16 protein-coding genes and 4 pseudogenes are annotated in these 24,278 nt (G+C 68.7%); 7 read left to right on the top strand and 13 right to left on the bottom strand.

Features of this window, described 5'->3' with window-relative positions; all coding sequences use genetic code 11:
• Positions 1-81 precede the first annotated feature (81 nt).
• Positions 82-252, top strand: a pseudogene (locus D1369_RS43750) (GntR family transcriptional regulator); the annotation flags it as partial.
• 151 nt (positions 253-403) lie between these two features.
• On the opposite strand, the pseudogene D1369_RS43745 reads toward D1369_RS43750, so the two are convergent.
• From D1369_RS43745 to D1369_RS07940, 3 genes and pseudogenes are all read right to left on the bottom strand, one after another.
• Positions 404-574, bottom strand: a pseudogene (locus tag D1369_RS43745) (hypothetical protein); the annotation flags it as partial.
• A gap of 117 nt (positions 575-691) precedes the next feature.
• Positions 692-2,116 carry a non-reducing end alpha-L-arabinofuranosidase family hydrolase gene (locus tag D1369_RS07945; protein ID WP_007385670.1) on the bottom strand — a complete coding sequence of 475 codons (1,425 nt, stop codon included), beginning with the start codon at positions 2,114-2,116 and terminating at the stop codon, positions 692-694.
• 63 nt (positions 2,117-2,179) lie between these two features.
• Positions 2,180-4,486, bottom strand: coding sequence for a beta-L-arabinofuranosidase domain-containing protein (locus D1369_RS07940; RefSeq protein WP_037901862.1), 2,307 nt, complete (start codon positions 4,484-4,486; stop codon positions 2,180-2,182).
• 974 nt (positions 4,487-5,460) lie between these two features.
• Between D1369_RS07940 and D1369_RS07935 the strand changes: the two genes are divergently transcribed.
• Positions 5,461-6,819, top strand: a complete 1,359-nt coding sequence (locus D1369_RS07935; protein ID WP_037901864.1) for a glycoside hydrolase family 43 protein — start codon at positions 5,461-5,463, stop codon at positions 6,817-6,819.
• A 34-nt stretch (positions 6,820-6,853) separates the two neighbouring features.
• Here D1369_RS07935 and D1369_RS07930 read toward each other — a convergent pair.
• Positions 6,854-7,401: pseudogene (locus tag D1369_RS07930) on the bottom strand (transposase family protein); the annotation flags it as partial.
• A 59-nt stretch (positions 7,402-7,460) separates the two neighbouring features.
• Entirely contained in the window at positions 7,461-7,802 is a 342-nt protein-coding gene (locus tag D1369_RS07925) for a hypothetical protein (protein ID WP_158680175.1), read from the bottom strand.
• Positions 7,803-8,627: 825 nt separating this feature from the next.
• Between D1369_RS07925 and D1369_RS07920 the strand changes: the two genes are divergently transcribed.
• Positions 8,628-11,858, top strand: a complete 3,231-nt coding sequence (locus D1369_RS07920) for an RHS repeat-associated core domain-containing protein (protein ID WP_106433641.1) — start codon at positions 8,628-8,630, stop codon at positions 11,856-11,858.
• 63 nt (positions 11,859-11,921) lie between these two features.
• Positions 11,922-12,134 (top strand): hypothetical protein, encoded by a 213-nt coding sequence (locus D1369_RS07915; protein WP_007385678.1) that lies wholly within the window; start codon positions 11,922-11,924, stop codon positions 12,132-12,134.
• Between the two features lie 198 nt (positions 12,135-12,332).
• Here the strand turns inward: D1369_RS07915 and D1369_RS07910 are convergent, their stop codons facing one another.
• Positions 12,333-13,265: an anti-sigma factor RsbA family regulatory protein gene (locus D1369_RS07910; protein WP_007385679.1), complete on the bottom strand. Its 933-nt coding sequence runs from the start codon at positions 13,263-13,265 to the stop codon at positions 12,333-12,335.
• Complete coding sequence (locus D1369_RS07905; RefSeq protein ID WP_240436058.1) at positions 13,265-13,621, bottom strand: STAS domain-containing protein; 357 nt, start codon at positions 13,619-13,621, stop codon at positions 13,265-13,267. The genes D1369_RS07910 and D1369_RS07905 overlap by 1 nt, the downstream gene beginning before the upstream one ends.
• Positions 13,622-14,092: 471 nt before the next feature.
• Between D1369_RS07905 and D1369_RS07900 the strand changes: the two genes are divergently transcribed.
• Positions 14,093-14,596 carry a MarR family transcriptional regulator gene (locus D1369_RS07900; RefSeq protein WP_007385681.1) on the top strand — a complete coding sequence of 168 codons (504 nt, stop codon included), beginning with the start codon at positions 14,093-14,095 and terminating at the stop codon, positions 14,594-14,596.
• A gap of 131 nt (positions 14,597-14,727) precedes the next feature.
• Here D1369_RS07900 and D1369_RS43740 read toward each other — a convergent pair.
• Together D1369_RS43740 and D1369_RS07890 are read right to left on the bottom strand one after the other, a co-directional pair.
• A pseudogene (locus D1369_RS43740) lies at positions 14,728-14,850 on the bottom strand (anti-sigma regulatory factor); the annotation flags it as partial.
• Between the two features lie 31 nt (positions 14,851-14,881).
• On the bottom strand, positions 14,882-16,048 hold the full coding sequence (locus tag D1369_RS07890) for a PP2C family protein-serine/threonine phosphatase (protein ID WP_037903816.1): 1,167 nt from the start codon (positions 16,046-16,048) through the stop codon (positions 14,882-14,884).
• A 149-nt stretch (positions 16,049-16,197) separates the two neighbouring features.
• On the opposite strand from D1369_RS07890, the gene D1369_RS07885 reads away from it, so the two are divergent.
• Complete coding sequence (locus D1369_RS07885; protein WP_007385683.1) at positions 16,198-16,680, top strand: MarR family transcriptional regulator; 483 nt, start codon at positions 16,198-16,200, stop codon at positions 16,678-16,680.
• Between the two features lie 500 nt (positions 16,681-17,180).
• Here D1369_RS07885 and D1369_RS07880 read toward each other — a convergent pair whose 3' ends face one another.
• Both D1369_RS07880 and D1369_RS07875 read right to left on the bottom strand, forming a co-directional pair.
• Complete coding sequence (locus tag D1369_RS07880; protein ID WP_007385684.1) at positions 17,181-17,666, bottom strand: NUDIX domain-containing protein; 486 nt, start codon at positions 17,664-17,666, stop codon at positions 17,181-17,183.
• 34 nt (positions 17,667-17,700) lie between these two features.
• Positions 17,701-18,903, bottom strand: coding sequence for a magnesium and cobalt transport protein CorA (locus tag D1369_RS07875; RefSeq protein WP_007385685.1), 1,203 nt, complete (start codon positions 18,901-18,903; stop codon positions 17,701-17,703).
• A gap of 150 nt (positions 18,904-19,053) precedes the next feature.
• On the opposite strand from D1369_RS07875, the gene D1369_RS07870 reads away from it, so the two are divergent.
• A complete protein-coding gene (locus tag D1369_RS07870; RefSeq protein ID WP_037901870.1) occupies positions 19,054-20,160 on the top strand; it encodes a winged helix DNA-binding domain-containing protein in 1,107 nt (368 codons plus the stop codon).
• A gap of 146 nt (positions 20,161-20,306) precedes the next feature.
• Here the strand turns inward: D1369_RS07870 and D1369_RS07865 are convergent, their stop codons facing one another.
• Both D1369_RS07865 and D1369_RS07860 read right to left on the bottom strand, forming a co-directional pair.
• Positions 20,307-21,098, bottom strand: coding sequence for a serine protease (locus D1369_RS07865; protein ID WP_007385687.1), 792 nt, complete (start codon positions 21,096-21,098; stop codon positions 20,307-20,309).
• A 227-nt stretch (positions 21,099-21,325) separates the two neighbouring features.
• Positions 21,326-24,142 carry a LuxR family transcriptional regulator gene (locus D1369_RS07860; protein WP_118082361.1) on the bottom strand — a complete coding sequence of 939 codons (2,817 nt, stop codon included), beginning with the start codon at positions 24,140-24,142 and terminating at the stop codon, positions 21,326-21,328.
• Between the last annotated feature and the right edge of the window lie 136 nt (positions 24,143-24,278).

Raw genomic sequence — 24,278 nt, 5'->3', positions numbered from 1 at the left:
TGGTCGACCGCGCTCGGGCGATCGCCGAAATGTGCGAGGCGCACGGCACGCCCCTGCCCGCCGCCGCGATCGCCTTCCCGTAGAGCCGCCGGCCGCGCCCTGGCCGAGTACGAGGCGATCTTCAACGCGCTGTCCACCCGTGATGCCGCCCTCAGCCAGGCCGCCGCACTGCTGCACGTGAGCAACACCAAGCAGTGGGAGCACCTGCGCTCGGTCGAGCCTCTCCCCGTCCGGACGACAGAGCGGAAGTGACGGGCGGGTGTGCCCAGTAGACGGCTGATCCGGGATCGAGCCGTGGCGCTTCTTCGTGACGCCCATGGAGGTGGTTCCCGACGCCGGAATCCGGTAGGTGCCGGATCCTGAACTTCAGGCCCTTGCCGTGGATGTAGTCGCCGGCCGCCTTCATGCCTCTGGGGAACCTGGTGGGGTTGGCCCGCAGGCCTGCGTCGGCGGCCTCGCTCGAAGCTGTTCCTGCCCAGCCCAGCCCAGCCCAGCCCGGCGCGGCCGTGGCGGTGGTCTGGACCGCGGCCGTGACGGACGCGGCGACCGTCAGGACGGCGGACGCGTAAGACACGAAGCAGTCGTCTGTGTAGGGGAAGAACCGTGGGAGGTCCGTCCTGGGAGGCAAAGCGGAAGTGCTTTGCCTCCCTCAAGGGGCAAGGTCACGAGCCTGTGATCATGTACGCGCAGATCAGCGCTGCAGGGTGAGCAGGCCAGGCCGGTACGGCAGTCGCTGGTACGGGGTGTCCTTTGGGGTGTTGGGGTCGTAGCCCTGGTAGAGGAACTGCAGGTTGCAGGGGTCGACTGTCATGGTCTGGTCGGGGTTGTTGCGGACCAGGTCGCCGTGGCTGATGTCGTTGGTCCAGGTGGCACCGCTGTTGGCCTTGCCCGCGAAGGGGTTGCTCTCGGTGGCGGCCTGCGCGGTCCACGGACCGTTCAGGCTGGAGGCCGTGAACGAGCGGAAGAAGCGCTGCTCGGTCGCGCCACGAGCCTCGACGATCATCAGGTACTGGTTCTGGCCCTGGACCTTGTAGACCTCCGGCGCCTCGAACAGGTTCTTCTCCGTGTCGCTCATGACCGTCGTGTACGACGAGCCGAAACTGCTCGGGAAGTTCCCGATCGGCATGGTCGACTTGAAGATGCTGCCCTTGTCATTGGCGAAGAACAGGTACATGTTCTGGTCGTCGGCGATCACGGTCGGGTCGATCGGGCCGCCGGTGGGGAGGCTGCCGGTGAACAGCTCCTGTGGCGCTGACCAGCTGTTGGGGTTGGTGGGGTCGCTCGACGTGCGGTAGCTGAAGGGCCAGGCGGTGCCCCACCCGTTCGAGACCAGCACCCAGATGTTGTTGGGCGCGAAGTAGAAGAGTTTGGGCGCCACCGCGGACCCGCTGATCTTCGTCTGGCCGGCCGAGGCCATGTCCGACCAGTTCGTGAAGGGCTGGAACGTCATCGCGCCCCACGACGTTCCGTCAGAGACGGTCGCGTAGACCAGGTGCCGGCCGTTGTACGTCACGGTGGTGAAGTCCTTGAGCGCCACCCAGCCGTTCGCCGGCTGCGCCAGCGGACCGGTCGACGTCCATCGGTATGTCGACGGAAGAGAACACGAGTTGGGCGTCCCGGACAGGCCGGTCCACTTCTGGTTGCTGCCGCCGCTGCAGTTCCAGAGCTGCACCGCCGTGCCGTTGGCCGTGGCGCCGCCGCTGACGTCCAGACACAGCCCGGACTCCACGGCGACGATCGTGCCGTCGGCGTTCACCCGCCATTGCTGGTTCGTACCGCCGTTGCAGGACCAGATCACCGGCCGGGTACCGGCCGTGGTCGCGTGGCCCGGGACATCCAGGCACTTGTTGCCGTACACGGTCAGCTGGTTGTTGTCCGTCAGTGTCCATTGCTGGTTCGTCCCGCCGTGGCAGTCCCAGACCTGCACGTTCGTGCCCTCGGTCTGGGCGGCACCCGGTACATCGAGACACCGGCCACTACCGACACCGCGCACGGTGCTGGTGGTGGCCGCCTGAGCCGGATTGGCGACGAGCGTCGCCGCCGACGCGACCAGGGCCGCGAGCACCACGGCCAGATGACCGCGGCTGAAACGTAGTCTGCGCAATGCGGGCCTCATTCGTTGGGTGAGCGTTTTCGGTTCGGCCCCGTGAGACCGACCAGGATGTGCTTCCTCGGCGGCCTAGTTCCTCACGATGCGCCACCGGTTGTCGGCAGTGCCGTCGTCCGAGTCCTGGACCGCGAACGCACCCACGGCAGTGGAGTTGTTCGCGATGGCGAGCAACTTGCCGCTGTTCTCGTTGCGGATCTTGTAGGTTCCGTCTCCCTGGTCGAGCAGCGTCCATCGGTGGTCGGCGGTGCCGTTGTCCGACCACTGCAGGACGGTCGCGCCTTCCGCCGTCGACATGTTCAGGACGCCGAGCACCTTGCCGCTGTGGGCGTTGCGGAAGCGGACCGCGTTTCCGTCGGCGATCATCTGCCAGTCGTGGTCGGCGGTGCCCGAGTCGTTCCACTGCAGAGCGCGGCCACCGTCGGCCGTGGACATGTTCTGGATGCCCAGCACGAGACCGCTGCCCACGTTGGCGAGCCGGACGGTGTCGCTGGTGTTCCAGTAGACGGTGTAGTTGTGGCCGTGCGCGTCGTGGAACGGGCCCAGGTTGACGGTGGAGCCGTTGGCGGTCGCGGTGAAGGAGAGCGAAGTGCCGTTGGTCCGGGTGATCGAGGACGTGTTCAGCGACGGGAGGGAACTGAGCCCGGCGTCACCGTAGTTGCCCGACAGGACCACGGGGCCGTAGGTGATCGCGGCGACGTTCGGGTTGTCGTTGGCCGCTCGCATGACGACCCGCATGGGCAGACGGACGGTGACCGTGTCGCCGGAGGTCCAGGAGCGGGTCAGGGTGGCGTAGCTGCCGGGCGTGGTGGTGATGTCCTGCCGCGTGCCGTTGACGCTGATCGTGGCCCCTGCGGTCCAGCCCGGGATGCGGATGCGCATCGCCCAGGTACCGCTGACGTTGCCGGTGACTTGCAGGGTCGTGGTGTCGCTGTTCGGGTACGACGTGGTCTGGGTGACCGTGATCCCGCGCTCCGACCAGTTGAGCACCGAGGGCACGAACAGGTTCACGATCAGGGTGTCGTCACTGCGGAAGTAGAGGGAGTCCATCAGCCTGGTGTGCATCTCCAGGCCCGTGCCCTGGCAGCACCAGAAGGTGCCGTAGTCGGTGCTCCAGGTGCCGCCGCCCCACGCCGGGCCCACACCGCGGCGGCCGCCCGGATTGAGGGGAGTGAAGTAGGTGACGTGACCGTGGCCGTCGGCCGGGTTCTGCTGGCCGATCATCTGGTTGAGCCACGCCTGCTCGTAGTAGTCGAACAGCGCGGCCCGGTTCGGATCCAGCGCGAACAACTCCCGCGTGAGGGTGAGCATGTTGACGGTGTTGCAGCTTTCGCACGTGTCCTTGTTCAGGTAGCCGGCGATGGCGTTCGGAGCGCGGAAGTGCTCCGCCTGGCTGTTGCCGCCGATGGCGTAGGTGTGCGCGTTGACGGTGAAGTTCCAGGCGTTGGTGGCGATGTCCCGGTAGCGCGTCGTGCCGGTGGCCTTGTACTCCCGGGCGGCCCCGATCCACTTGGGCACCTGGGTGTTGGCATGCAGTCCGCTGAGCTGGTCCTGGCCGGACGCCAGGGGGTCGAACACCGCGGCGTGGTCGAACCGCCGGGCGGCGGTGAGCCACCGCGCGTCGCCTGTCTGCTGGTAGAGGTCCGTCAGCACGGTGTTCATGCCGCCGAACTCCGTCTGCAGCATGGTCTGCATCTGCTGGCCGCTCAGCCTGCCGGTGCGCCAGTCGACCCATCCCGCCAGGGCGAGCAGCACGTCACGGGCTTGTGTGCTGCCGATGTGGCGCCATACGTCCAGCAGGCCGGCGAGGGTCTTGTGGATGGTGTAGTACGGCACGTTGCCGTTGCTCAGGGTCCGCTGTTCCAGAGCGGTGAAGTCTGACTCGGGGTAGCCGGAGAGGTACCCGGCGCTGAAACCGGCGGCGCTGTTGTTGGCCTGGCACTTGGCCAGCTCCGCGACCATGTAGGTGGCCTTGTCCCGGCAGACGGTGTCCCCGCTCACGGCGTACAGCTGTGCCCAGGCCGTGAGGAAGTGCCCTTGGACGTGGGTACGGAAGGGGAAGTCCGGCGCGTCCCAGCCGCCGGTGGCAACCGCGCCGTTGGTGGAGAGCCGGTGGTTGGCGCGGAAGTTGTACAGCAGTCGGTCGACATCGACGAACCGTAGATAGTTCTGCGTTCGGTTCTGGTTGTCCAGCCACCGGCTTGCGGTGAGCCGGACCTGACCGAGTTCGAAGGGGTGCGCCAAGACCCCGATGTCGGCCCTTGCGGGAGGAACGGCCGCCTGCGCGGGAGATGCGCCCATGAAGGATCCCGTTGCGGATGCGGCGACCGTGGCCCCGGCTGCTTGCAGAAGGCGCCGTCTGCTGACGGAGGAAGACATCTTGCACCTTTCGATGACGAGAGAGCGATTTGCAACTGCCGACGTCGCGGTACTGGATCAGCGTGACACCCTCGGCCGTACTGCCTCCCCTGACGTCGAGCACCTTGCCGCTGTTGCGGCTGACCAGGACGAACTCGCCCCCCGGTCTGCGGGCGCGGCTGCCACTGGTGGCTTGACCGGCCGACGGCGGTGCCGTCCGCGTTCGACGCACGGTGGACGCCTGCGACCTTGCCGCTGCGCACGCTGACGCACGGGACAGACTCCGGTGGTCGCGATGGCGTATTGCCCCGAGTCGACGTCGACGTAGCCGGTGCCGCTTCGGCTGACTCCGTTGGCATCCCAAGTGGTGCGCGGGCACACGGCGTTCTGCGTGATCGGCGGACCGTAGGTCAGAGTGCCGTCGCCCTGGTCGCCCCACGTGCCGGCCGGAGGTACGGTCGCCGCCGCCCTGCTCGGGGGCAGCAGGTGCGGCAGCACGAGCGCCCCGGCGCCGACCGCGGCGAGCCGGCCGAGCTGTCGTCGGGTGACGTCCAAGAACCGTCCTTTTGCAGAAGTCATCGCGTGGACGGGCGGTTCTCCCACGCGAGACACCGCCTGCACCTCGAGGGCGTCGAAGTCCGGTGTCCAGGCAGTGGGGTTGGCGAAGGGCTCGCGCCTGGAAAGCACGTGGTTGCGGGCATGGGGGGTGGGTTCCTTCCGGGGGCGGGACCGCTCTCGCACCGCGAATGGCCGATATTTCGAACGTGGGTCGAATTGCCGGACGGGGTTGGCGCTGAACGTAAAGGGGGTCCCGTGTGGAAGTCAACGTGTGTGACACCGCGGCTTCTTCGATATCCGGGTGGCCAGGAAATGCGCCGACGGTACTCGCCGGAAACGTTGACGAAACCGCGGCCCAAACTTATCTTCTGCTCGAAGTTCCGCACATCGTTCGATATATCGAGCAAACGCGCGGACTGGCCGAGCCCGGAGGAAGAGTGAACAGAACCGTAAGAAAGCTGCTCGCCCTGCTGGGCCCGCTGCTGCTGGTCCTGCTGGGCGGCGCCGTTTTTGAGGGCACCGCGACAGCTGCCGCCCCGCCGGCCGGGCAGGCCACGCGGTACACGATGACCGCGTTCACCAACAGCAGTGAGTCGAACCTGTATGTGTACGACTCGCCGGACGCCACCGGATTCACCCTGCAGAAAGGGCCTGCCTACACCCCGCCGTCCGGGCTGATCCGGGACCCCAGCATCTTCAAGCACACCGACGGCTACTACTACCTCACTTACACCACCGACTGGACGGGCAACACGATCGGTTTCGCCCGGAGCGCCGACCGGGTCAACTGGACGTTCCTGTACAACTACACGATCCCGATCAGCGGGCTGACCCGCACCTGGGCACCTGAGTGGTTCATCGACACCGACGGCAGCGTCAACGTCGTCGTGTCCCTGACGGCGGCGAGCACCGCCACCCACTTCACCGCCTACAAGATCACGGCGACCAACGCGGCGCTGACCACCTGGTCCGCGCCCACCCAGCTGTCCGGTATCGGCCCGAACTACATCGACACCTTCATCGTCAAGGTCGGCTCCACCTACCACGCGTTCACCAAGAACGAGACGACGAAGTACATCGAGTACGCCACCGCCTCCAGCCTCACCGGCCCGTACACCCTGCGCAAGACGGGCGACTGGGCGGGCTTCGGCGACTGGGTCGAGGGTCCGGCCCTGGTCCAGCTCGACAACGGCGGCTGGCGCATCTACTACGACGGCTACCGCGCCGGAAAGTACTGGTACAGCGACAGTTACGACAACTTCGCCACCTGGTCCGCGCCCACCGAGGTGCCCGGGCTGTCCGGCTTCATCCGCCACGCCACCGTGCTGAAGGAGACAGTCCCCGGCGGTGTCACCCTGCCCGCCAACGCCTCCAGGTCGCTGCGGTCGGTCAACTACCCCGACCGGTACGCGGTGGTACGCACCGACAGCCTCGGCTACATCGACCCGGTGGGCACCTCCAGCAGCACCGCCGTCAAGCAGAGCGCCACCTTCACCGTCGTACCCGGCCTCGCCGACGCCAACTGCTACTCCTTCCGCGACTCCTCCGGCCGCTATCTCCGCCACTGGGACTTCCGGGTCCGCTTCGACAGCAGCAACGGCACCGAGACCTTCAAGAAGGACGCCACCTACTGCGCCCGCCCGGGCAGCGCCTCCGGCTCCGTCCGCCTGGAGTCGTACAACTACCCCGGCCGCTACATCCGCCACTACGACTACGCCCTGCGCGTGGACCCCTACCAGAACACCGACACGTTCCGCGCCGACAGCTCCTTCACGGTGGTCAGCCCCTGGGCCTGAGTGCCGTCGGTGCAGGCGGACCGGTGAGCAGGTTTCTGGGCGGTGTGATCGCTTGTCCGCGGTGGTCGCGGCTCAGGAACAATGCTGGAAGCGGACGGCGATGCCTTCGTTGCGGGCGGCTGCGGCATCGTGCATACGGCCAGGCCGCAGGGCCGGTGGCCGGCGGACCTGGATCTCCGTGGCGTCCAGGCGCGGCTCGATGCCTTCGGCCTGGGCGTAGGCGAACACATCCGTCAGCGTCCGAAGGCGCAGGCAGGACGGTCGGGGACGGCGCATGCTCGATCCGCAGGGAGCCGTGCGTACTTCTGCGATCGCGCGGGTGACGGTGGAGCGGTCGACGCCGAACAGCAGGCCGAGCACCGCGCGCGACAGGTCGTGCCGCAGATGGCTCAGCGTGGCCACCAGCCGTTCGACGCTGACCAGTTGGAGGCGGGCGTCGGTCTCCGCGGCCCGCTCGCGGACCCCGCCTCCCGCAGCATGGCGACGACCCTCGACCCCGGCCTGCCACGGCGCCGCCAACTCCTCGACCAGGCAGGCGCGGGGCCCTCGTGCTGGCTGTGGTTGATCGCCCTTGGCATGTATGCGTTCCGCCGTGGGGCGGGGTCTGATGCAATCACCGAGATCCGCTGGTCATGGGGCGTTCACCAGTCGCACGGGGCCCGTGGAGCCGACCGCGGCAGAGTGAGTATGCCGTCGATCAGCTGCGCCTGCCGTTCGTCACTCCTGAGGGAGTCGATCCGCTCCAAGAGCGTGTACCCCTCGCACAGCACCGACTGGTGTCCGCCGTACGACTCCAAGTTGACGACAGCAGCTTCCAAGTAGCGGATCTCGGACGCCAGCATCGCCACATCGCAGTCGTGGGCGACAGCCGTGCCGACACGCGGGTAGAGCAGTGACAGCAGCTCAGCGCCCGAGGCGTTGCGGACTGTCTCCGGTGTGCTGTCCTCAGCGTCTTCCAGTCGCTCACGTGCATGCTCTATCACACGGACGAGGCACTGGAAGTCGGCCTGAGTCAACCCGATAGCCAAGAGAGGGGCCGGGTGCGTCGAAGTGGGTTCAGTACGTCTTCGCTTCCACCACCACGGCACGGCCGGCCCCCTGTTGAACATACGATGAAGTAGCACCCAGCCGCCCGCGAGGCGCATGTGGCGTCACGAGTCTGACAGATTCCAGTCTGATTGTTGTCAGATGGAAAGCTTTTCTCTCGTTTTCCTGCAGGTGGATGCAGGAGACGGTCAACTCGTCTCTTTTGCGCCGGTGTACATGATGAGGCGGATCCTCGCGCGGGCCATGCCCCCGGGCAAGCGGCGCCCGGCAGGGCGGGCAGCTCAGCTCGGCCGTCGGGGCAGGGCAGGTGCCGCGACGTGAGCTCAATAGTTGTCGGATGGAAAGCTTTCGGTCAACTCCCCATGGCGAAGGCCCCGCTCATGGCGCCTCGACCGGGGGAGATCCGCCGCCCGTCACACCTTCTGAACCCTTTGTCCAGCTGAAGAGGAGGGGCCGGTTCCCACCCGCATGGTGGACGGGAACACGGGAACGGCCCGATCTCTTGTGCGATTGCTGTGACAGGTTGTGGGCGCCTAGTGACCGATGGGGTTGCTGGGATCTGCTTTCTATGGGGGGAAGCCATGCATCCGCGTGTCTTCGGCATGCCGCCGCGGCGTGCCCGCAAGAGATCCACCCGCCTGCCGGCACTGGCTTTTGTCACGTTCGCCGCGCTGTCCGCATCGATACTGCCGGGCGCGAGCGCGGTGGCAGACGACACCAAACCTGCCACGGTGTGGGGCTCGGACAGCCCCGACTTCAGCATGCCGGCGGTGAAGGTCGGCTCGAACAAGCCCGGGACATCCAAAGCGGCCACCAACCCGACGAGCGATGAGCTTGTGCCCTGGTCGCGCGAGCAGGCCGAGCGGGCCAAGGGCGGCTCCGGAAAGACGAAGGCGTCCGCGGCCGCCAGTGATGCCGATGCCGCGATCCTGAGCGTGGTGCCGGAGGGACAGGGGGACGTCCCCTGGCATCGCTACACCAAGTTCGCCATCACCGACGCGCTGACCGCACGGATCGACTACTCCACCGGCAACCTGATGCTGGCGGCGACCGACTTCGACATCGCCGGCGTAGGACAGCGCCTGACCCTGGCCCGGACCTACAACTCGCTGGACGCCCCCTGGGGAAAGGTTTCCCAGCGCTGGTGGCAGCAGTACGAGCGCTACCTGGCCATCACCTCCAACGAGATCGTCTTCTACGACGCCTCGGGAGCCACCGTCCGCTTCAGCAAGAACAGCGACGGCACCTTCGCCACACCCAAGGGCTACTCACAGGACCTGAAGAAGAACGCCGACGGCACCTACACACTCACCAAGTGGAAGTCGGGCGCCAAGGACACCTACAACGCGAACGGGACGCTGACCAAGGTCACCGACCGCAACAAGGGCACCATTACCGTCACGCAGCACGATGAGGGCAGCGAGCACAAGGGGTTCAAGCTCACCGAGACCCGCTCCGGCCGCTTCGTCGACCTGCTCAAGACGAGCGCCTCGCAGTGGCAGGCCAAGGACAACACGGGCCGCACGGCCGTGTTCAACCTCGACGCGAACGGCAACCTGGCCACCACCACGGACGCCGAAGGCAAGACGGTCACCTTCCGGTACGACACCTCAGGCCGCGTAGACAAGATCACCACCGCGGAAGGCCGGGTCACCGTCTTCACCTACGACGACACCAACCGTGTCACGTCCATGCTGCGCGGTACCGGCTTCAACAGTGACGGCCACACCGGACCCACGTGGACCTACGGCTACAGCGCCGCCGCGCCGACCGCCGCGGGCAGCACCACCGCGACCGACCCGGAGCTGCACGCCACCAAGTACACCCACGACGGCGACGGCCAGGTCACCGAGGTCCTGGACGCCCTCCAGCACAAGCGTTCCACGAAGTTCGACGCGAACCACAACCTCGACACCGCCACCGACGCGATGGGCTCGGGCACGACCCCGGGCAACGTCACCGACTACGGCTTCAACACCCGCAACAACCTGGAGAGCCTTTCTCTGCCGACCGGCGGCAAGACCGTCAACACCTGGCAGAGCATCGCCGGCGCAGACGTACCCAAGGACTCCACCAGCGCCGACGGCGAGAAGACCGCCTTCACCTACGACACAGCCGGCAACACCAAGTCCGTGGCACAGACCGGCACCGGCGGCGGCAGCGTGTCCTACGACTACAACCCCGCCACCCCCACCTGCGGCGGCTTCGAGGGCCAGCGCTGCGCGCAGAAGACGAAGATGTCGTCGACGAAAACGGTCACCACCGACTTCCACTACGACGCCAAGGGCAACCTCGAGTGGTCCAAGCCCCCGGCTCCGCTGGACAGGACGACCTACACCTACGACGAACTGGGCCGCACCAAGTCCCTGACGGACGCCCGCGGGGTGACCGTCACCTACACCTACGACAACCTCGACCGCATCCGCGTCGTCGACTCCACCAACAAGGCCCGGGTGGAGTACTGGTACGACGGTGACGGAAACCTCGCACAGCGCTCGGACGGCACCGGCGTCATCAAGTACGAGTTCGATCCGCTGCAGCGCGAGACGGTCCGCCACCTGCAGGACGGCTCCCAGACCCTGCTCGCCTACACCCCGGCCGGCAACGTCGACTACTACCAGGACCCGGCCGGTACGACCGACTACACCTGGAACGAGGTCAACAAGCTTGCCCAGCTGAAGGACCCGCAGGGCCGCATCACCAAGTACACCTACGACAACAACGACGTCCGTGAGACGACCACGTACCCCGGCGGAACGCTGCAGAAGGTCGGCCTCGACAAGTCCAGCCGGCCGCAGACCATCAAGGTGACCTCCGACCAGGGCACCCTGGTGGACCTGGCCTACACGTACGGCTACGGCACGAACAGCGCCACCGACGGCACCAAGATCCGCACCAGCACCGACAACACGACCGGGCTGAAACGCACGTACACCTACGACGGGGCGGGCCGCTTCTCCTACGCCAAGGAGGAGAAGGCCGGCACGATCGCCGATTCCTGGCAGTACTGCTACGACCTGGCCGGCAACCTCACCTCCCAGGGCACCGACCAGGGATGCCCGCGCGGCACCACCTACACCTACAACGACGCCCAGCAGCTGACCAGCAAGTCCAGCACCACCGGCACCTGGTCCTACGACGCGATCGGCAACGAGACCGCCGCCGCCTCCACCGACGACTACCTCCGCACCGGCGAAACCTGGAGCGACCACTCCCAGCTCAGCTCGATCAGCGTCAACGGCAAGACCTACGCCGGACAGTACGGCTCGACCGACCAGAGCGAACGCATCCGCCTCGGCGACACCTTCTTCCACAACGGCCCGCTCGGCCTCTCGGCCAAGACGACAGCCGGCGTGGACATGGGCTTCAACCGCGAGCCCGGGGGCACCTTGAACTCCATGACGACCGGGGGCAAGACGTACTTCTACCTCACCGACGCGATCGGCAGCGTGGTCGGCCTCGCCGACGAGGACGGCAACAAGGTCGACACCTACACCTACAGCCCCCGCGGTGTACGCATTCTGGCCCAGTCATCCGAGCCGGTCGCCCAGCCCTTCCGGTTCGCCGGCAACTACCAGGATCCCACCGGCCTGTACCACCTGAAGGCCCGCTACTACGACGCCAACATCGGCCGCTTCACCCAGCCCGACCCCTCCGGCCTGGAGGAGAATCCCTACCTGTACGCCGAGGGCGACCCCGTCAACCGCATCGATCCCCAGGGCACCCTCAGCCTCAGTTCCGTAGCGGGCGCACTGGGCCCGGTCGGAGACTTCGCGACGGGCGCCGTGCATCTGTATCAGGGAGACGCCCGGGCGCTGTGGGGCGATGTCGCCGGGGTGGTGGCCGGTGGCCTGGCAGGAGCGGCCTGCGGCGCCGCCGTGGCCGCGTCCGCACCCGCGACGCTGGGAGGCTCACTGGGAGCCGCGGCCGGCTGCTACGCCATCTCGTGGAGTGTGGGGCAGATCGCCTCCAACGCGGTCAGCGGAGGCTAGACCCCGATGTCCGGGGCCGGCCCAGGTTCGGTCCGGCCCCGGACCCCTACCGAAGGAGTGCACATGCCGAATGTCGGATGGTCCATGGAACAGCGTGCGGCAGTAAAGCGGTGGATGCTGTTCGCATCGCTCTTCGCCGTGGCCGGAGTCATCCTGTCCGTGGCGTTGATCGCGGCGGGCAACTCAGGCGGCTGGGTGCTCCTGCTCCTTACCGTCTGCATCTACGGGGCCTGCTACCTCTACATCGGAAACATCAAGAAGAAGCAGCCTCGTTGAACCGCTCGTATGCGGCAGGCTGTCGAGCACGTCGCCGGGGGCGACCTGGCGGAGGCCGAGGTCCTTCTCGATGAGGCGGTCTTCGGCCTGCGCGCGGGCACAGACGATGCGGCACAGACGATGTCGTTGGGCAGCTGATGCAAGTTCCGCAGGGCGGGCGGCCGCCCGCCCGAACAGGGGGGCCGCCCACGCGTGCGGTTACAGGCTGAGGTACATGCGCACCGTCGTGCCCTCGTCGCCGGTGTGTACGCGCACCAGATCGGACACGTAGTTGACCAGCATCAGCCCCCGGCCGCCCAACTGGCCCGGCTTCGGCGGGCGGCGGCCGGCCAGCGGATCGGTCAGCAGGCCCGCATCGCGGACCTCGATCACGAGCTGCTCCTGCTCGGCCCAGACCGCGAGGGTCCCGCGGCCTCCGCCGTGGACCACGCTGTTGGTCGTCAGCTCCGCGACCGCCAGCTCCACATCCATCAGCCGCTGCCCGGCCATGCCCAGTCGCATCGCCTGAGCGAGAGCGAACTGGCGGGCAGCCGGCAGGTCCTCCCCGCCGTAGGAGAAGGCAGCGGCGTCCGGCACCGGCGGCAGCTCCTGGTTGTACCGGTCGACGACCGCCTGCCAGTCGTAGACGTCGCTGACCGACTCATGGCCCTCCCCGCTGATGAGGGTCGGGTGGGTGACCTTCGCATCGGCGATCACCTGCGGATCCAGCCGCACCTCGTCGTAGGGGCACAGGATCGTCACCGCCCGGCCCTCGAACGCGGCGTTGATCAGCGCCTCGTGCTGCGCGCACGCCGGGTACTCCACCGCGCTGCGCCCCGCCCAGATCGGCTCGCCGATGATCCGTACCCGCCCGTTCGGGTGGGCGTCGGCGAATCCGCGCAGCACCTTGGGGATGATCCGCCCCGGGTTGCGGCCGGCCTCGGTCATGTCCAGGAACAGGATGCCCTCGGCGTCCGAGCCCAGACCTGCCTTGATCAGCTCCAGGTTGGGGCCGGGCACCGCCACGGCCATCGGCTCACCGTTGGTCAGGCCCTCGCGCAGGAACGCCGCCGTCTGCCGCGTGTACTCCTGATCGGTGCGGTAGAACAGGGCGGGGTGCACGAATGCCTCGTGGGTGGTCACCGTGCTCATCACGAAGCCACCTCGATCCGGTCCAGGTCCGGCCAGAACATCTCCAGCACCCGCGGCAGTTGCGGCGGGGGATTCTCGACCACAACCCTCCCGTCAGGCAGGTTCATGGCGGTGAGCGCCAGCGCGGTCACCCCGGCCACGTCGACGAACGCCACATCCGACAGCTCCACGTACGACACGCCCGCGTGCCGCCGGGCCAGCTGTGTCAGGGCCTGCTCCCACGACGGACGCGTGAGGACGCTGATCTCACCGCGGGCACGTATCCCAGAACGACCACCGGGCAACGGGCTCACCTCCAACGCGGCCCTCCCGGGCGCCACCGGGCCGGGTCCGCCCACCGCATGTGGGGCATCCACGCTCGGACTCCTTCACATCAAGCCGCCTGCCGACCATCCCGGCGCGGGCAGAGGAACAGCTCCTCCCGACGGGGAAGTGTATCCAGCCGGCTGACCCGCCTGGTTCTGTAAGGGGTTGTCTTGGACCGGCGCACCCTGCGACGCTCTGCGGGATCTCGCCGTAGGCGTGCCGCCAGCCCGGTTGCCGGGATTCCTGGCCGTCTGCAGCAGAGCGTCGATGACCTGCGGGTGCCACGCCGCCGCGAAGACGTCCGGGCGGAAACGGCACCGCCGTCCGCGCCCTCATGCCCCCGGACAGTCCTCCAGGCGGCGGGCCGCGAGCGGGTCTGGTGATCAGCGCAGGGCAGGGGCAGATGGGCCCGTTCAGTGATCGCACACAACAGCGGTTGCTTGGGCGTCTGCTCTTCGGGTACCGCGTTTGAATGAGCATGGCATTTGCATGGACCCGGGTTTACTGAAAGTGACTCGTTCGTGACGCATCTCGACGGTCCCGGCGAAGACCAGGCGAAGGGACCGGGTGATGAGCCTGAGGCCGTCGCGCTGGAAATCGCCGACGCTGTGGGGAGACTGGCGGACCTGTGGTCCGTCGCTGCGCAGGATGCGGCGCTGAGGTTGTCCTCGCATCAGTTCAGGGCGCTGCGTGCGTTGGAGGTGACGCCGGGCCTGAACCTCACGTCGCTGGCGGAGCGGCTGGACATCGGGCTTCCCACGGCCAGTCGGCTGTGCGACCGCCTTGAGGCGGCCGGCCTGCTGGAACGCGCGTCCCACCCGCACAGACGCCGCGAGGTACAGCTGAGCCTGACCCCACCTGGCCGGCATGTGATCGGCGATGTGGTCGGGCGTCGAGTGCAGGCTCTGGCGGTCGCATTGAGGGGGATGGAACCGGGTGACAGGGTCGCGCTGAGTCGTGGGCTGAAGGCCTTTCTCAGTGCGCAGGATGCTGCATTGCCACGGTCGGAGAATCCGGACCGGTGAGAGAAGTCAACGCGTCAGTCCGTGTGCCGCGCCGTCCCGGCCGGTGTGCGGAGGTGGGAGAGCGGTGGCAGGACGCTCAGCCCGTAGTCGGAACGAGTGCGGAAGACCGCGCTGGATGTCCCATACCCGGCTCACCCCGAGCCCGGCCGGGGTGAGGGCACGCCGGAGGCCCAGGCGGCGACGGTAACGGTGGTGCCCTGACCGGGCCGGCTGTCGATGGCGAACTCCTGCACCAGTCGTTTGGCACCGCTCAGGCAGAAACCTGGGCGGCTCGCGTGACGGCCGTCATGCCGGCCGCCCGCGCCAGTCCAGACAGACCACCAGGGCGTCGTCGTGCGGTACGGACTGGCCGCGGTGACCCGTCAGCTCCCGCAGGACGGCCCGGGGGACCTCGGCGGCGGGAAGCAGCCGGGTGGACTGGATCGCACGGGCCAGCGCGGCATCCCCGTACGCCTCGCCCCTGGGGGAGGCGACCGCGTAGACCCCGTCACTGACGAAGACGAGGCGGTCGCCGGGCTCGACCGCGAACTCCTGCGTCGCGTAGTCGGTCTCCTCGAACATGCCCAGCGGCAGTTGCGCCTCGAAGGCGACGCGCTCCACCGTGCCGCCCCGCAGGCGCAGCAACTGCGGGGAACCGGCGTCCACGACCTGGGCCCGCCCGCTGACCAGGTCGAAGTCGAACATGAGGACGGACAGATAGCAGCGGCCCCGGTAGTGGGCGTAGACCGCCTGGTCGGCTAGGGCCGCCTGGTCGGCGAGGGAGATGCCCGCCCGCCGGGCGTTGCGCAGGGCGTTGATGGCCAGGTTCGTCAGCAGCGAAGCCTCGATCCCCTCGCCCATGCCGTTGGAGACGTACAGCATCAGCCGGTCGGCGGTCGCCGACCAGTCGAAGTTGTCGCCGAAGATCGCGTACGCGGGCTCCAGCTGGGCTCCCAGTTCGAATTCCGGGCGGGCGCAGGAACGGCCGGGAAGCAACTGCCACTGCATCTCGGCGGCCAGGGTCAGCCGGTCCTTGCGGCGCGCCTGCAGGTAGAGGTCCATGTCCCGTTCGGCCACGACCACCTCATGCCCGAGCACTTCGGCGATCTCCGCCAGCTCCTTCAGGCAACCGCGCGCATGGTCCCCGCCGGGCAGGGTCACCGACAGGACGCCGAGCCGGTCTCCTCGCACGGTGACAGGGAGGTGCACGCGGACCAGGCCGTCCGCGAGGCCCTCGATGAACGGCTCCTGGGCACCGAAGGCGCGGCCGGCCGGGCTGTTGTGCACCGACACCGGCTCCAGGGTGTCCGGCAGCACGGACACCGGCTGCAGCACCGTCAGGCCGTAGTCGGCCATGAAGAGCTCGACGGAGTCCGCCGCGTACTGCTCAGCGAGCACACGACGGACCGCGTCGAGCAACTGATGGGGCGCCGCCGTACGCAGAGCGCGCTCGGCGGTCACAAATCTGTTCACGATGGTAAACACACCAATCTTTCATCGGATGCTGACAGACCGCATGCACGGAATGACGCCCTGCGATAGGGCGGCGCCTGATGTCCGGCCCATCCCTGGCCAGCCATCTCGTTTAGTACGCTGACCGTCACCCCGGTGCCTGCGAGAGAGTGACTGTGACTTCCTTCCGCCCCCGCTCAGAGCCAGACGAGGTCGCGCGCGTGACCTCGACGGCCGCGGAGCTGCTGGAAGTCCTGTGGGGCCGGGCCTCGACAATGCCCGTGTCCGCCTCCCAGCTGCGTGTACTGCTCATTCTCGAGCACCACGACGACATCAACCTGCGCACCCTCGCGGACGGCCTCGCGTCCACGCCGCCCTCGACCAGTCGGCTGTGCGACCGCCTGCAGGCCGCCGGCTTCGTCGAGCGCGTGGTGAGCCCGACCGACCGGCGCGAGGTGCGCCTGCACCTCAGCAGCCGCGGCCGTGAGTTCCTCGTCGACCTGCGCGCACGCAGGGAGGAGGCGCTGCGGGCGGTACTCGACCAGATGCCCGCCGCCCACAGGGGCGCACTGCTGCGGGGACTCGAAGCGTTCTGTGACGTGGCGGCAGCCCGGATCCACGACGCCCAGGGCTCAGGCAGCCAGACCGCCTGAGCGGAACGCCGCAGCACCGGACTCGCCACCGCCGTTTCGTGCCGGTGGTCAGCGAACGGAGCGGCCTCCGTCCACTTGCACATCCGGGTTCCTTCCCCTGCACGTCCGACCTCACTTTCTTGCCTCATGACTATAGTTGCCAAACGGCAACCGTCTTCCTCTCGGAGCCCGGCTCGGCCGACAGGCAACCTTTGGGTCGCTGCTCACAGTTGGTGACGGCGTGGTCGGAAAAATGCGGGGCAAGACGATCACGATGTGTGTGGACGATGCCGCTCGTCCAGCGGCTGTCGCAGGCCGTACGCGTGCAGGCAGTGCTCCCGCTCGCACACTGGCGCAGTCCGCTACCGCCACCATCACGCGGCGCACAAAGGGCAGTTGGGTCAGCCGGGAGGAAGCCCGGCACCACGGACACCTTCATGCCTCTGAGCCGGCCGATGGAACTGAGTCCGGCCCAGCGCAAGAGACGCCGCATGAGACCCGACGAAAACGAGCGACCAGACTTACAGCCCAAGCTTCAGTGGCTGATCGGGGACTCCGTCCTTGATCAATCGAGTGAGTGGATCCGCAAGATCACGCGGTCCAAAGAGATCCGATCCTTGATAGTCGGCGATCTCTGACAGGCGCCACCAGCGGAAACCCGTGATGTTTTCAGCGGCCAACTCGTCACTCGACAACGCTCCGTCCGGCCGGAAGGCAGTAGTGCGGACGAGGAAGTAGTCCTCAATCGCGCCGTCATACCCGCTCACATAGCCGGGCCCGACGACTTTCCGCTGCCACACGAGCGGCGGAGTTCCGTCGATCACGAGCCCGATCTCCTCGCGCAGCTCGCGGCGCAACGCCTCCCGAGGTGACTCGCCGGCCTCGATCCCTCCTCCGGGAGTTGCCCAAACCACCCTCTCCGGAAGCACGAACCTGCAGAGCAGGATGCGGTCCTCCCCGTCCAGAACGATCGCACGAGCCGCGTGCCGCAGGTTCAGCAAAGGCATCGAAGCACCCTACGGGCCGGTCCAAGATCGCCGCTCAGAGCCAGTCCCGTCGCTTGAAAATAACGTACAAAGTGGTGCAGACAACCCCCATCAAGCCGATCGCGAAGGGATACCCGAACCTCCAGCTCAGCTCCGGCATGTGGTCGAAGTTCATCCCGTAGATGGTTCCTACCAGCGTCGGAGCAAACAGGATGGCCGCCCACGACGAGATCTTCTTGATCTCCTCGTTCTGCTCGAACCCCGCCTCCGCCAACGCCCGCATCTCCGCGTTCTGTTGCTGCGTGACCAGAGTGGCGTTGACCGTGAGGATGTCGGTGAGGGCCTGGCGGAAGCCGTCGACTCGTTCGCTGGTGTGGGTGACGTGGTCGGCCACGTCCCGCAGATAGCGTTGCAGTTCCTCGTCCGTGCCGTACTTGGCGAAGCCGGCCATCAGGGCGTGCAGCATGCTGACCAGGGGCCGGGTCGCGCGCTGGAACTCGACCATTTCGCGGGAGAGTTCGTAGATGCGGCGGGAGACCTCCGGGTCGCCGCGGAAGACCTCCGTCTCGATCTCGTCGATGTCGTTCTGGACGCCCGCGACGACCGGCGCGTAGCCGTCGACCACCGCGTCCAGGATGGCGTAGAGGACGGCCTCGGGGCCCAGCTTCAGCAACTCCGGTGTCTTCTCCATGCGGTGGCGCACCGCCGACAGGTCGGGGGCCGCCCCGTGCCGGACCGTGATCACGAAGTCCGGGCCCACGAACACGTGCAGCTCGCCGAAGTCGACCTCCTCGGGGGCGTCCAGATAGCGGGCCGCCCGCAGGACCACGAAGAGCGTGTCGCCGTAGCGCTCCAGCTTCGGGCGCTGGTGTGCCTCCATCGCGTCCTCGACGGCCAGCGGGTGCAGGTCGAACTCCTCGGCCAGGGAGAGGAGTTCGTTCTCGGGAGGGCGGGCCAGGCCGATCCAGGCCATGCCGGACGGCTGTTCGCGCAGTTCACGGAAGGTGTCGGCGAGAGTCGCGGGGGAGGACACGCGTACGCCGTCGCGGTACAGGGCCGCCTGGACGATGCTCGGCGGCTCGGCAGTCTCGGAGGCGGGTGGCTCGTCGGCGGGCGCCGGAGCGTCGGAAGATCCGGAGGGCGGGGTCAGGGCGCGGCGCCAGACGGACTTCCTGGAGCCCTTGGCGCCGGAGTTCTTGGCGCCGGAGTTCTTGGCGCCGGAGTTCTTCGGGGCGGGTCGGGCGCGTCGCTCGGACATCGTGGCTGCCTCTCGCTCTCGGGTCGGCCGATGTCGGCGTGATCACGGAGCAGGGTATACGGGGCAAATGACATCGTGGGGAGGACCGCGCGAGGACGCGGTGAGAGTTGCGGACAAGACCTGTCCGCAAGCGGGTCTAGCGTGTTTCTCATGACGAAGACGACCACGTCGGCCCCCGTGCTCGGCATCCGCGCCCTCAACCGCGCGACCCTCGACCGGCAGCTGCTCCTGCGCCGGTCCGGTCTGTCCGCGAAGGCCGCCGTCGGGCATCTGCTCGGCCTCCAGGCCCAGAACGTCAAGCCGCCGTACTACGCGCTCGCCGCCCGCCTCGAAGGCTTCACCCCCGAGGCGCTGTCGGAGCTGATGGCCGATCGGGAAGTCGTCCGGATCGTCACCATGCGTTCGACCATCCACACCCACACCGCCGAGGACTGCCTCACCCTGCGGCCTCTCGTGCAGCCCGCCCGCGACCGCGAACTCACCAACTTCCGCAAGGGACTTGAGGGCGTCGACCTCGACCGGCTCGCCCTTCTCGCGCGGGAGCTCGTCGAGGCCGAGCCGCGCACCATGAAGCAGTTGCGCGAGGCCCTCCTCGTCGAGTGGCCGGACGCCGATCCGCAGGCTCTCGCCATCGCCGCCCGCTGCAGGCTCCCCCTCGTCCAGGTCACCCCCCGCGGACTGTGGGGCAGGAGCGGCCAGGTCGCGCTGACCACGGCCGAGCACTGGCTCGGCCGCCCGGCCGAGTCCGTCCCCACCCCCGATGCCACCGTCCTGCGCTATCTCGCCGCCTTCGGCCCCGCCTCCGTGAAGGACATGCAGACCTGGGCAGGACTCACCCGCCTCCGCGACGCCTTCGAGCGGCTCAGGCCCCAGTTGCGGGTCTTCCGCGACGAGAACGGCGTCGAACTCTTCGACCTGCCCGACGCGCCCCGCCCCGCCGGCGACACCCCGGCCCCGCCGCGCTTCCTGCCGGAGTTCGACAATCTGCTGCTCTCCCACGCCGACCGCACCCGCGTGGTGCCGCAGGAGCACTGGGGCCGCAGCTGGCAGGGCAACCAGGCCTACTGCACGCTCCTCGTCGACGGCTTCCTCGCGGGCGTCTGGAAACTCACCGCGGACGCGCTCGTCGTCGAGCCCTTCGACCGGCTCACCAAGGCGCAGCGGGAGGACGTCACCGCCGAGGGGGAGCGGATGCTCGCCACGCTCCACCCGGGGACGCCGTACGACATCCGGTTCGGGACGGTCGTACCCCACTGACCGTCCCTACGACCCGACCGTCCCTGTGAGTCTCCCGGGTCCCCCTGGTCCCGGCACACATGGATAGGGGGCGCTGCGGGCCGCTCGTGGTGGCCCGCAACGCCCCCGGTCTCTCACCTGAGGGATCCTCAGGAATCTCTGGGGACCTACGAGTTGACCTGCGTGGTCACGAGGCTGGAGAAGGTGGTCAGCCGGGTGTAGACACCCGGGTAACCGGCCTGCGCGCAGCCCTCTCCCCATGAAGTGATCCCTGCCAGGACGCCCCCGATGAGCAGGGGACCGCCGCTGTCGCCCTGGCAGGTGTCTGTGCCGCCGGAGGTGTATCCGGCGCAAACCATGTCGGTCTGGACGAAGTCCGAACCGTAGGAGCTCCTGCAGCTGGAGTCGGACACGATCGGGACGGTCGCGGTCCGCAGCTGGTTGGAGGAGCTGCCGTTCGAAGAGGTGGTGCCCCAGCCGAGGATGCGGGCCGTGGTGCCGGCCGCGTACACGCTCGTCTGGGAGGAGGAGACGTACGACGCCGTCGTGTACGGCATCGAGGTCGACAGGGTCAGCACGGCCACGTCGTCACCGTTGGTGGCGTCCGTGTAGCTCGGGTTGATCCAGATCTTGCTGACCCGGCTGACCGTGCCGTTGGTGCCGTTGAGGTAGGTGCGGCCGCCGACGACTCTCACGCTGCTGGTGGTCTCGCCGACCATGCAGTGGGCCGCGGTGACCACCTTGGTCGCGGAGACCAGGGTGCCGCCGCAGAACTGGTTCTGGGAGGCGTCCGTGATCTGCATCATGAACGGGTACGAGGTCGTGGTCGTCGTCGTACCGCCGACGATGGGCTGGGGGGCGGCGACGGCGGTGGGGGCGCCGAGCAACGCGGTGGCGGCGGCAGCGGCGGTTGCCAGGGCCACGGCGCCGGCCTTCTTCGCACGGGTGAGACCGAACATCGGTGAGTCTCCTCAAGGAGTGCCGGTGGGGGGTCGCGCGGGTGTGGGGGGTGGTACACGGGGGTCGCGGGACCGACCCCCGTATGCCCGGGCGAGCGGCATGTTCATAAGCTAGAACGCGGAAGTTCACCTTCCCAATGAGGGAACCCCCTAAGGGAGTTGGGCAGGGAAAACCCTCGGTCGGCCTTCGGCCGGCCCCGGGAGAAGCTGTTCTGACGACCCCTCGGCTACGGCCGTCGGCCCGCAGCCAGCCGGACGATGTCCACCCGGGAACGGATCCCGAGCTTGCGGTAGACCCGGGTGAGCGTCGCCTCGACCGTCTTCACGCTGATGAACAGCCGCGCGGCGATCTCCCGGTTGGTGGCGCCCTCCATGACGAGTGCGGCCACCTGACGCTCCATCGAGGCGAGCCCTTCCAGGCTGTCCAGTCCGTCCGGCGCGAGTGTGGGAGCGGGCTCCGGCTCCACCGGCCGGGCCAGTGCGGCCGCCTCCACCTGACGCAGCCACGGCAGCGCCCGGCAGCGCCTGAAGAGCCGGGCCGCCTCGTCGTACGAGGTCGGACCGGGCCGTCGGGTGCGCAACTGGGCCTGGGCGAAGGCGGCGCGGGCCTCCTCCAGGCCGTGGCCCAACTTGGCGAGACGGTCCTGCACCGACGTCAACTGCGCCAGCGCCGCGTCGTGTTCACCCCGCGCCGCCCGCACCAGGGCCTCGGCCCGGTCCAGTACGGCCAGCACGCTCTCCCGGCCCAGCCGCAGCGCGTTCACCCGCGTCACGTCGATGACGTCCTGCGCCTCGCCGGTCTCCCCGACGCGTACGAGGGCCTCGGCGAGGTCACCCTGCCAGCGGCCGCGCGCCGGATCGGTGATGCCGAGGCCGTGCTCCAGCTCGCGCACCCGGCGCAGCGATCGCACCGCCCCCGGCGCGTCCCCGGCGACGAGCTGCGCGTACCCGAGGGCGGTCAGGCCCCGGGACTCGTACATCTGGTCGCCGTTCTCCTCGGCGTGGTCGACCGCCTCCCGGGCCAGTTCGAGCGCCCGCTCGACACTGCCGCCCGAGGCCTCGGCGAGGGAGGCGAGCACGGCCGAGGCCACCTCGCCGATCCCGGTGTCCCGGGCCATCATCAGGCTTTCCCGGGCCAGGTCGAGGGCCCGCCCGCAGTGCCCGGAGCGCAACTCGGTCTCGGCCACCCCGCGCAGGAAGTGCACCTCGCTCTCGACCGACCCGCGCCGCCGCACCTCGCGCAGCAGCGCGGTGACCGTGGCCCGGGCCTCGGGCAACTGGTCGCTCATGATCAGCCAGCGGAAGCGGGAGTAGCCCGCGCCGTTGTGATGGCAGGCCACCCGCGGGTCCTGGGGCTCCTTCAGGGCCTGCTTGATGGTCGCGGGGGCGTCCGGATGGCCCATCAGGGTCTCCAGCTGGGCCTGGAAGGACAGCGCCATCAGTTCGTTGTAGCGGTCGCCGGCCCGCGCGGCCAGCGCCGCCGAGCGTGCGGCCTCCCCGCGCGCCTCGTCGAAGTCGCCCTCGACGAGCAGCGCCCGCCAGGCCAGCTGGTAGCGGATCAGGGCGAGCAGTTCGGGGTCGTCGCCCGCGTCGGCCAGCGCCTGCGGGAAGACCGCGTCGACCTCCGTCATGGCGTGGCCCGCGGTGTCGATCACGATGATCCAGGCCCGCACCCGGTCCGCGGGCACGGTGGCCCGGGTGAGCACGTCCCGGGCGATGTCCCGGGCGAGATCCAGTTCACCGGCGGTGATCGCGTCCTCGGCCGCCGCGAGCCGCCGTACGTCCGGAGCGGGCACACTGTCGGCCGGGGTGTGCCGGGCCGACAGCAGCCCGAGGGAGGCGGCCATCGAGGGCGCGCCCCGGTCCCGGGCCAGGGCCGCGGCCTCGGCGAGCCGGGCGGCGACCTCCGGGTCGGCGCCGGTGGTCGCGAGGGCCAGGTGGCGGGCCCGTTCGATCGGGTCGGAGGCGGCCGTGGACAGCGCCCGGTGCGCGTCCCGCCGTTCCTGTGCGGGCGCCTCCGCGTACAGCGCGGCCGAGATCAGCGGATGCGCGAAGCGTACGGCGGGGCCCTCGGCCTCCGTCGCGAGCAGGCCAAGCGCGGCCGCCTGGGCCATCTCGGCCTCGGCGTCCGCGCGCCCGGCCGCGTGCAGCAGGGCCGGGGTGGGACGGGCGCCCGCGCTCGCCACCAGGAGGGTGCGCCGGGCCTCCTCGGACAGCATCTCCAGCCGGCTGAGCACCAGGGCCCGCAGCGAGGTGGGCACCGGCAGCGGCTCGCCGGGGCGCGGCGGGGTCGGGTTCTCGGTGAGCGCGCGGCCCAGCTCCAGGGCGTAGAACGGGTTGCCGCCGCTGGTGCGGTGGATGTCCCGGACGGTGGAGCGCTGGAGGCCGGTGTAGCCCCGGTGGTCGAGCAGTGCGGCCGTCTGGGCGCGGGTGAGCGGGTTGAAGCGGACGGCGAGACTGTCCGGCGGCAACACGCGTAGATGGCGGTCGTACTCGGGGCCGTCGGTGCGGACCGCGCACAGCATCCGTACGGGGATGTCGCCGAGCCGGCGGGCGGCGAAGCCGAGCAGTTCCAGGCTGGCCGGATCCAGCCACTGCACGTCGTCGGCGACGACCAGGACCGGCCCCTCGGCGGCGAGGGCGCGCAGCGCCGACAGCACCGCCAGGCGCAGGGCGAGGCCGTCGCGCTGGAGGGTGGACTCGCCCCGGCCGGTCAGCGCCGATTCGAGCGCGGTGCGCTGGGCGGCGGGCAGCTTGTCCGAGATGTCGTCGAGGACCAGGCCGAAGAGGTCGGCCAGGGCCAGGAAGGGGAGGTGGGATTCGGACTCGGTGGCCGAGCAGCGCAACACGGTGTGGGCCGCTTCGCCGCATTCCGCGGCCAGGGCCCGCAGGACGGTCGACTTTCCTATTCCGGCGGGGCCGTGCAGGAGCACGCTGCCGCCGCGGGTCAGCTGTTCACGGGCCTGGCCGAACAGCTCGTCCCGGCCGATGACCAGGTCAGGGCGGCATCTCGCAGGCTCCTGGAAGTCGCGTGGCACGGTCACCGCTCCCCTCCCTGTGTCGTGTCCTGGCCAATATTAGGCAAGGTGCTTTGAAATTCGGCTGGAAGATGTGGTGAGGGATATAACAACACGTACCGCATGGACAAATTCAAAGTACCCGCGAATGAATGATGTGCGT

This window comes from Streptomyces sp. CC0208 (assembly GCF_003443735.1).
GTDB lineage: Bacteria > Actinomycetota > Actinomycetes > Streptomycetales > Streptomycetaceae > Streptomyces > Streptomyces sviceus.
The sequence above is the reverse complement of the archived record's forward strand: the minus strand, read 5'-3'. Positions and strand labels throughout refer to the sequence as shown.

Bases quoted from the DNA above. Each gene is read 5' to 3' on its own strand.
- D1369_RS07945 (WP_007385670.1), bottom strand. From the start codon at position 2,116: ATGAGGCCCGCATTGCGCAGACTACGTTTCAGCCGCGGTCATCTGGCC.
- D1369_RS07940 (WP_037901862.1), bottom strand. From the start codon at position 4,486: ATGTCTTCCTCCGTCAGCAGACGGCGCCTTCTGCAAGCAGCCGGGGCC.
- D1369_RS07920 (WP_106433641.1), top strand. From the start codon at position 8,628: ATGCCGGCGGTGAAGGTCGGCTCGAACAAGCCCGGGACATCCAAAGCG.
- D1369_RS07915 (WP_007385678.1), top strand. From the start codon at position 11,922: ATGCCGAATGTCGGATGGTCCATGGAACAGCGTGCGGCAGTAAAGCGG.
- D1369_RS07910 (WP_007385679.1), bottom strand. From the start codon at position 13,265: ATGAGCACGGTGACCACCCACGAGGCATTCGTGCACCCCGCCCTGTTC.
- D1369_RS07880 (WP_007385684.1), bottom strand. From the start codon at position 17,666: ATGCCTTTGCTGAACCTGCGGCACGCGGCTCGTGCGATCGTTCTGGAC.
- D1369_RS07875 (WP_007385685.1), bottom strand. From the start codon at position 18,903: ATGTCCGAGCGACGCGCCCGACCCGCCCCGAAGAACTCCGGCGCCAAG.
- D1369_RS07870 (WP_037901870.1), top strand. From the start codon at position 19,054: ATGACGAAGACGACCACGTCGGCCCCCGTGCTCGGCATCCGCGCCCTC.
- D1369_RS07865 (WP_007385687.1), bottom strand. From the start codon at position 21,098: ATGTTCGGTCTCACCCGTGCGAAGAAGGCCGGCGCCGTGGCCCTGGCA.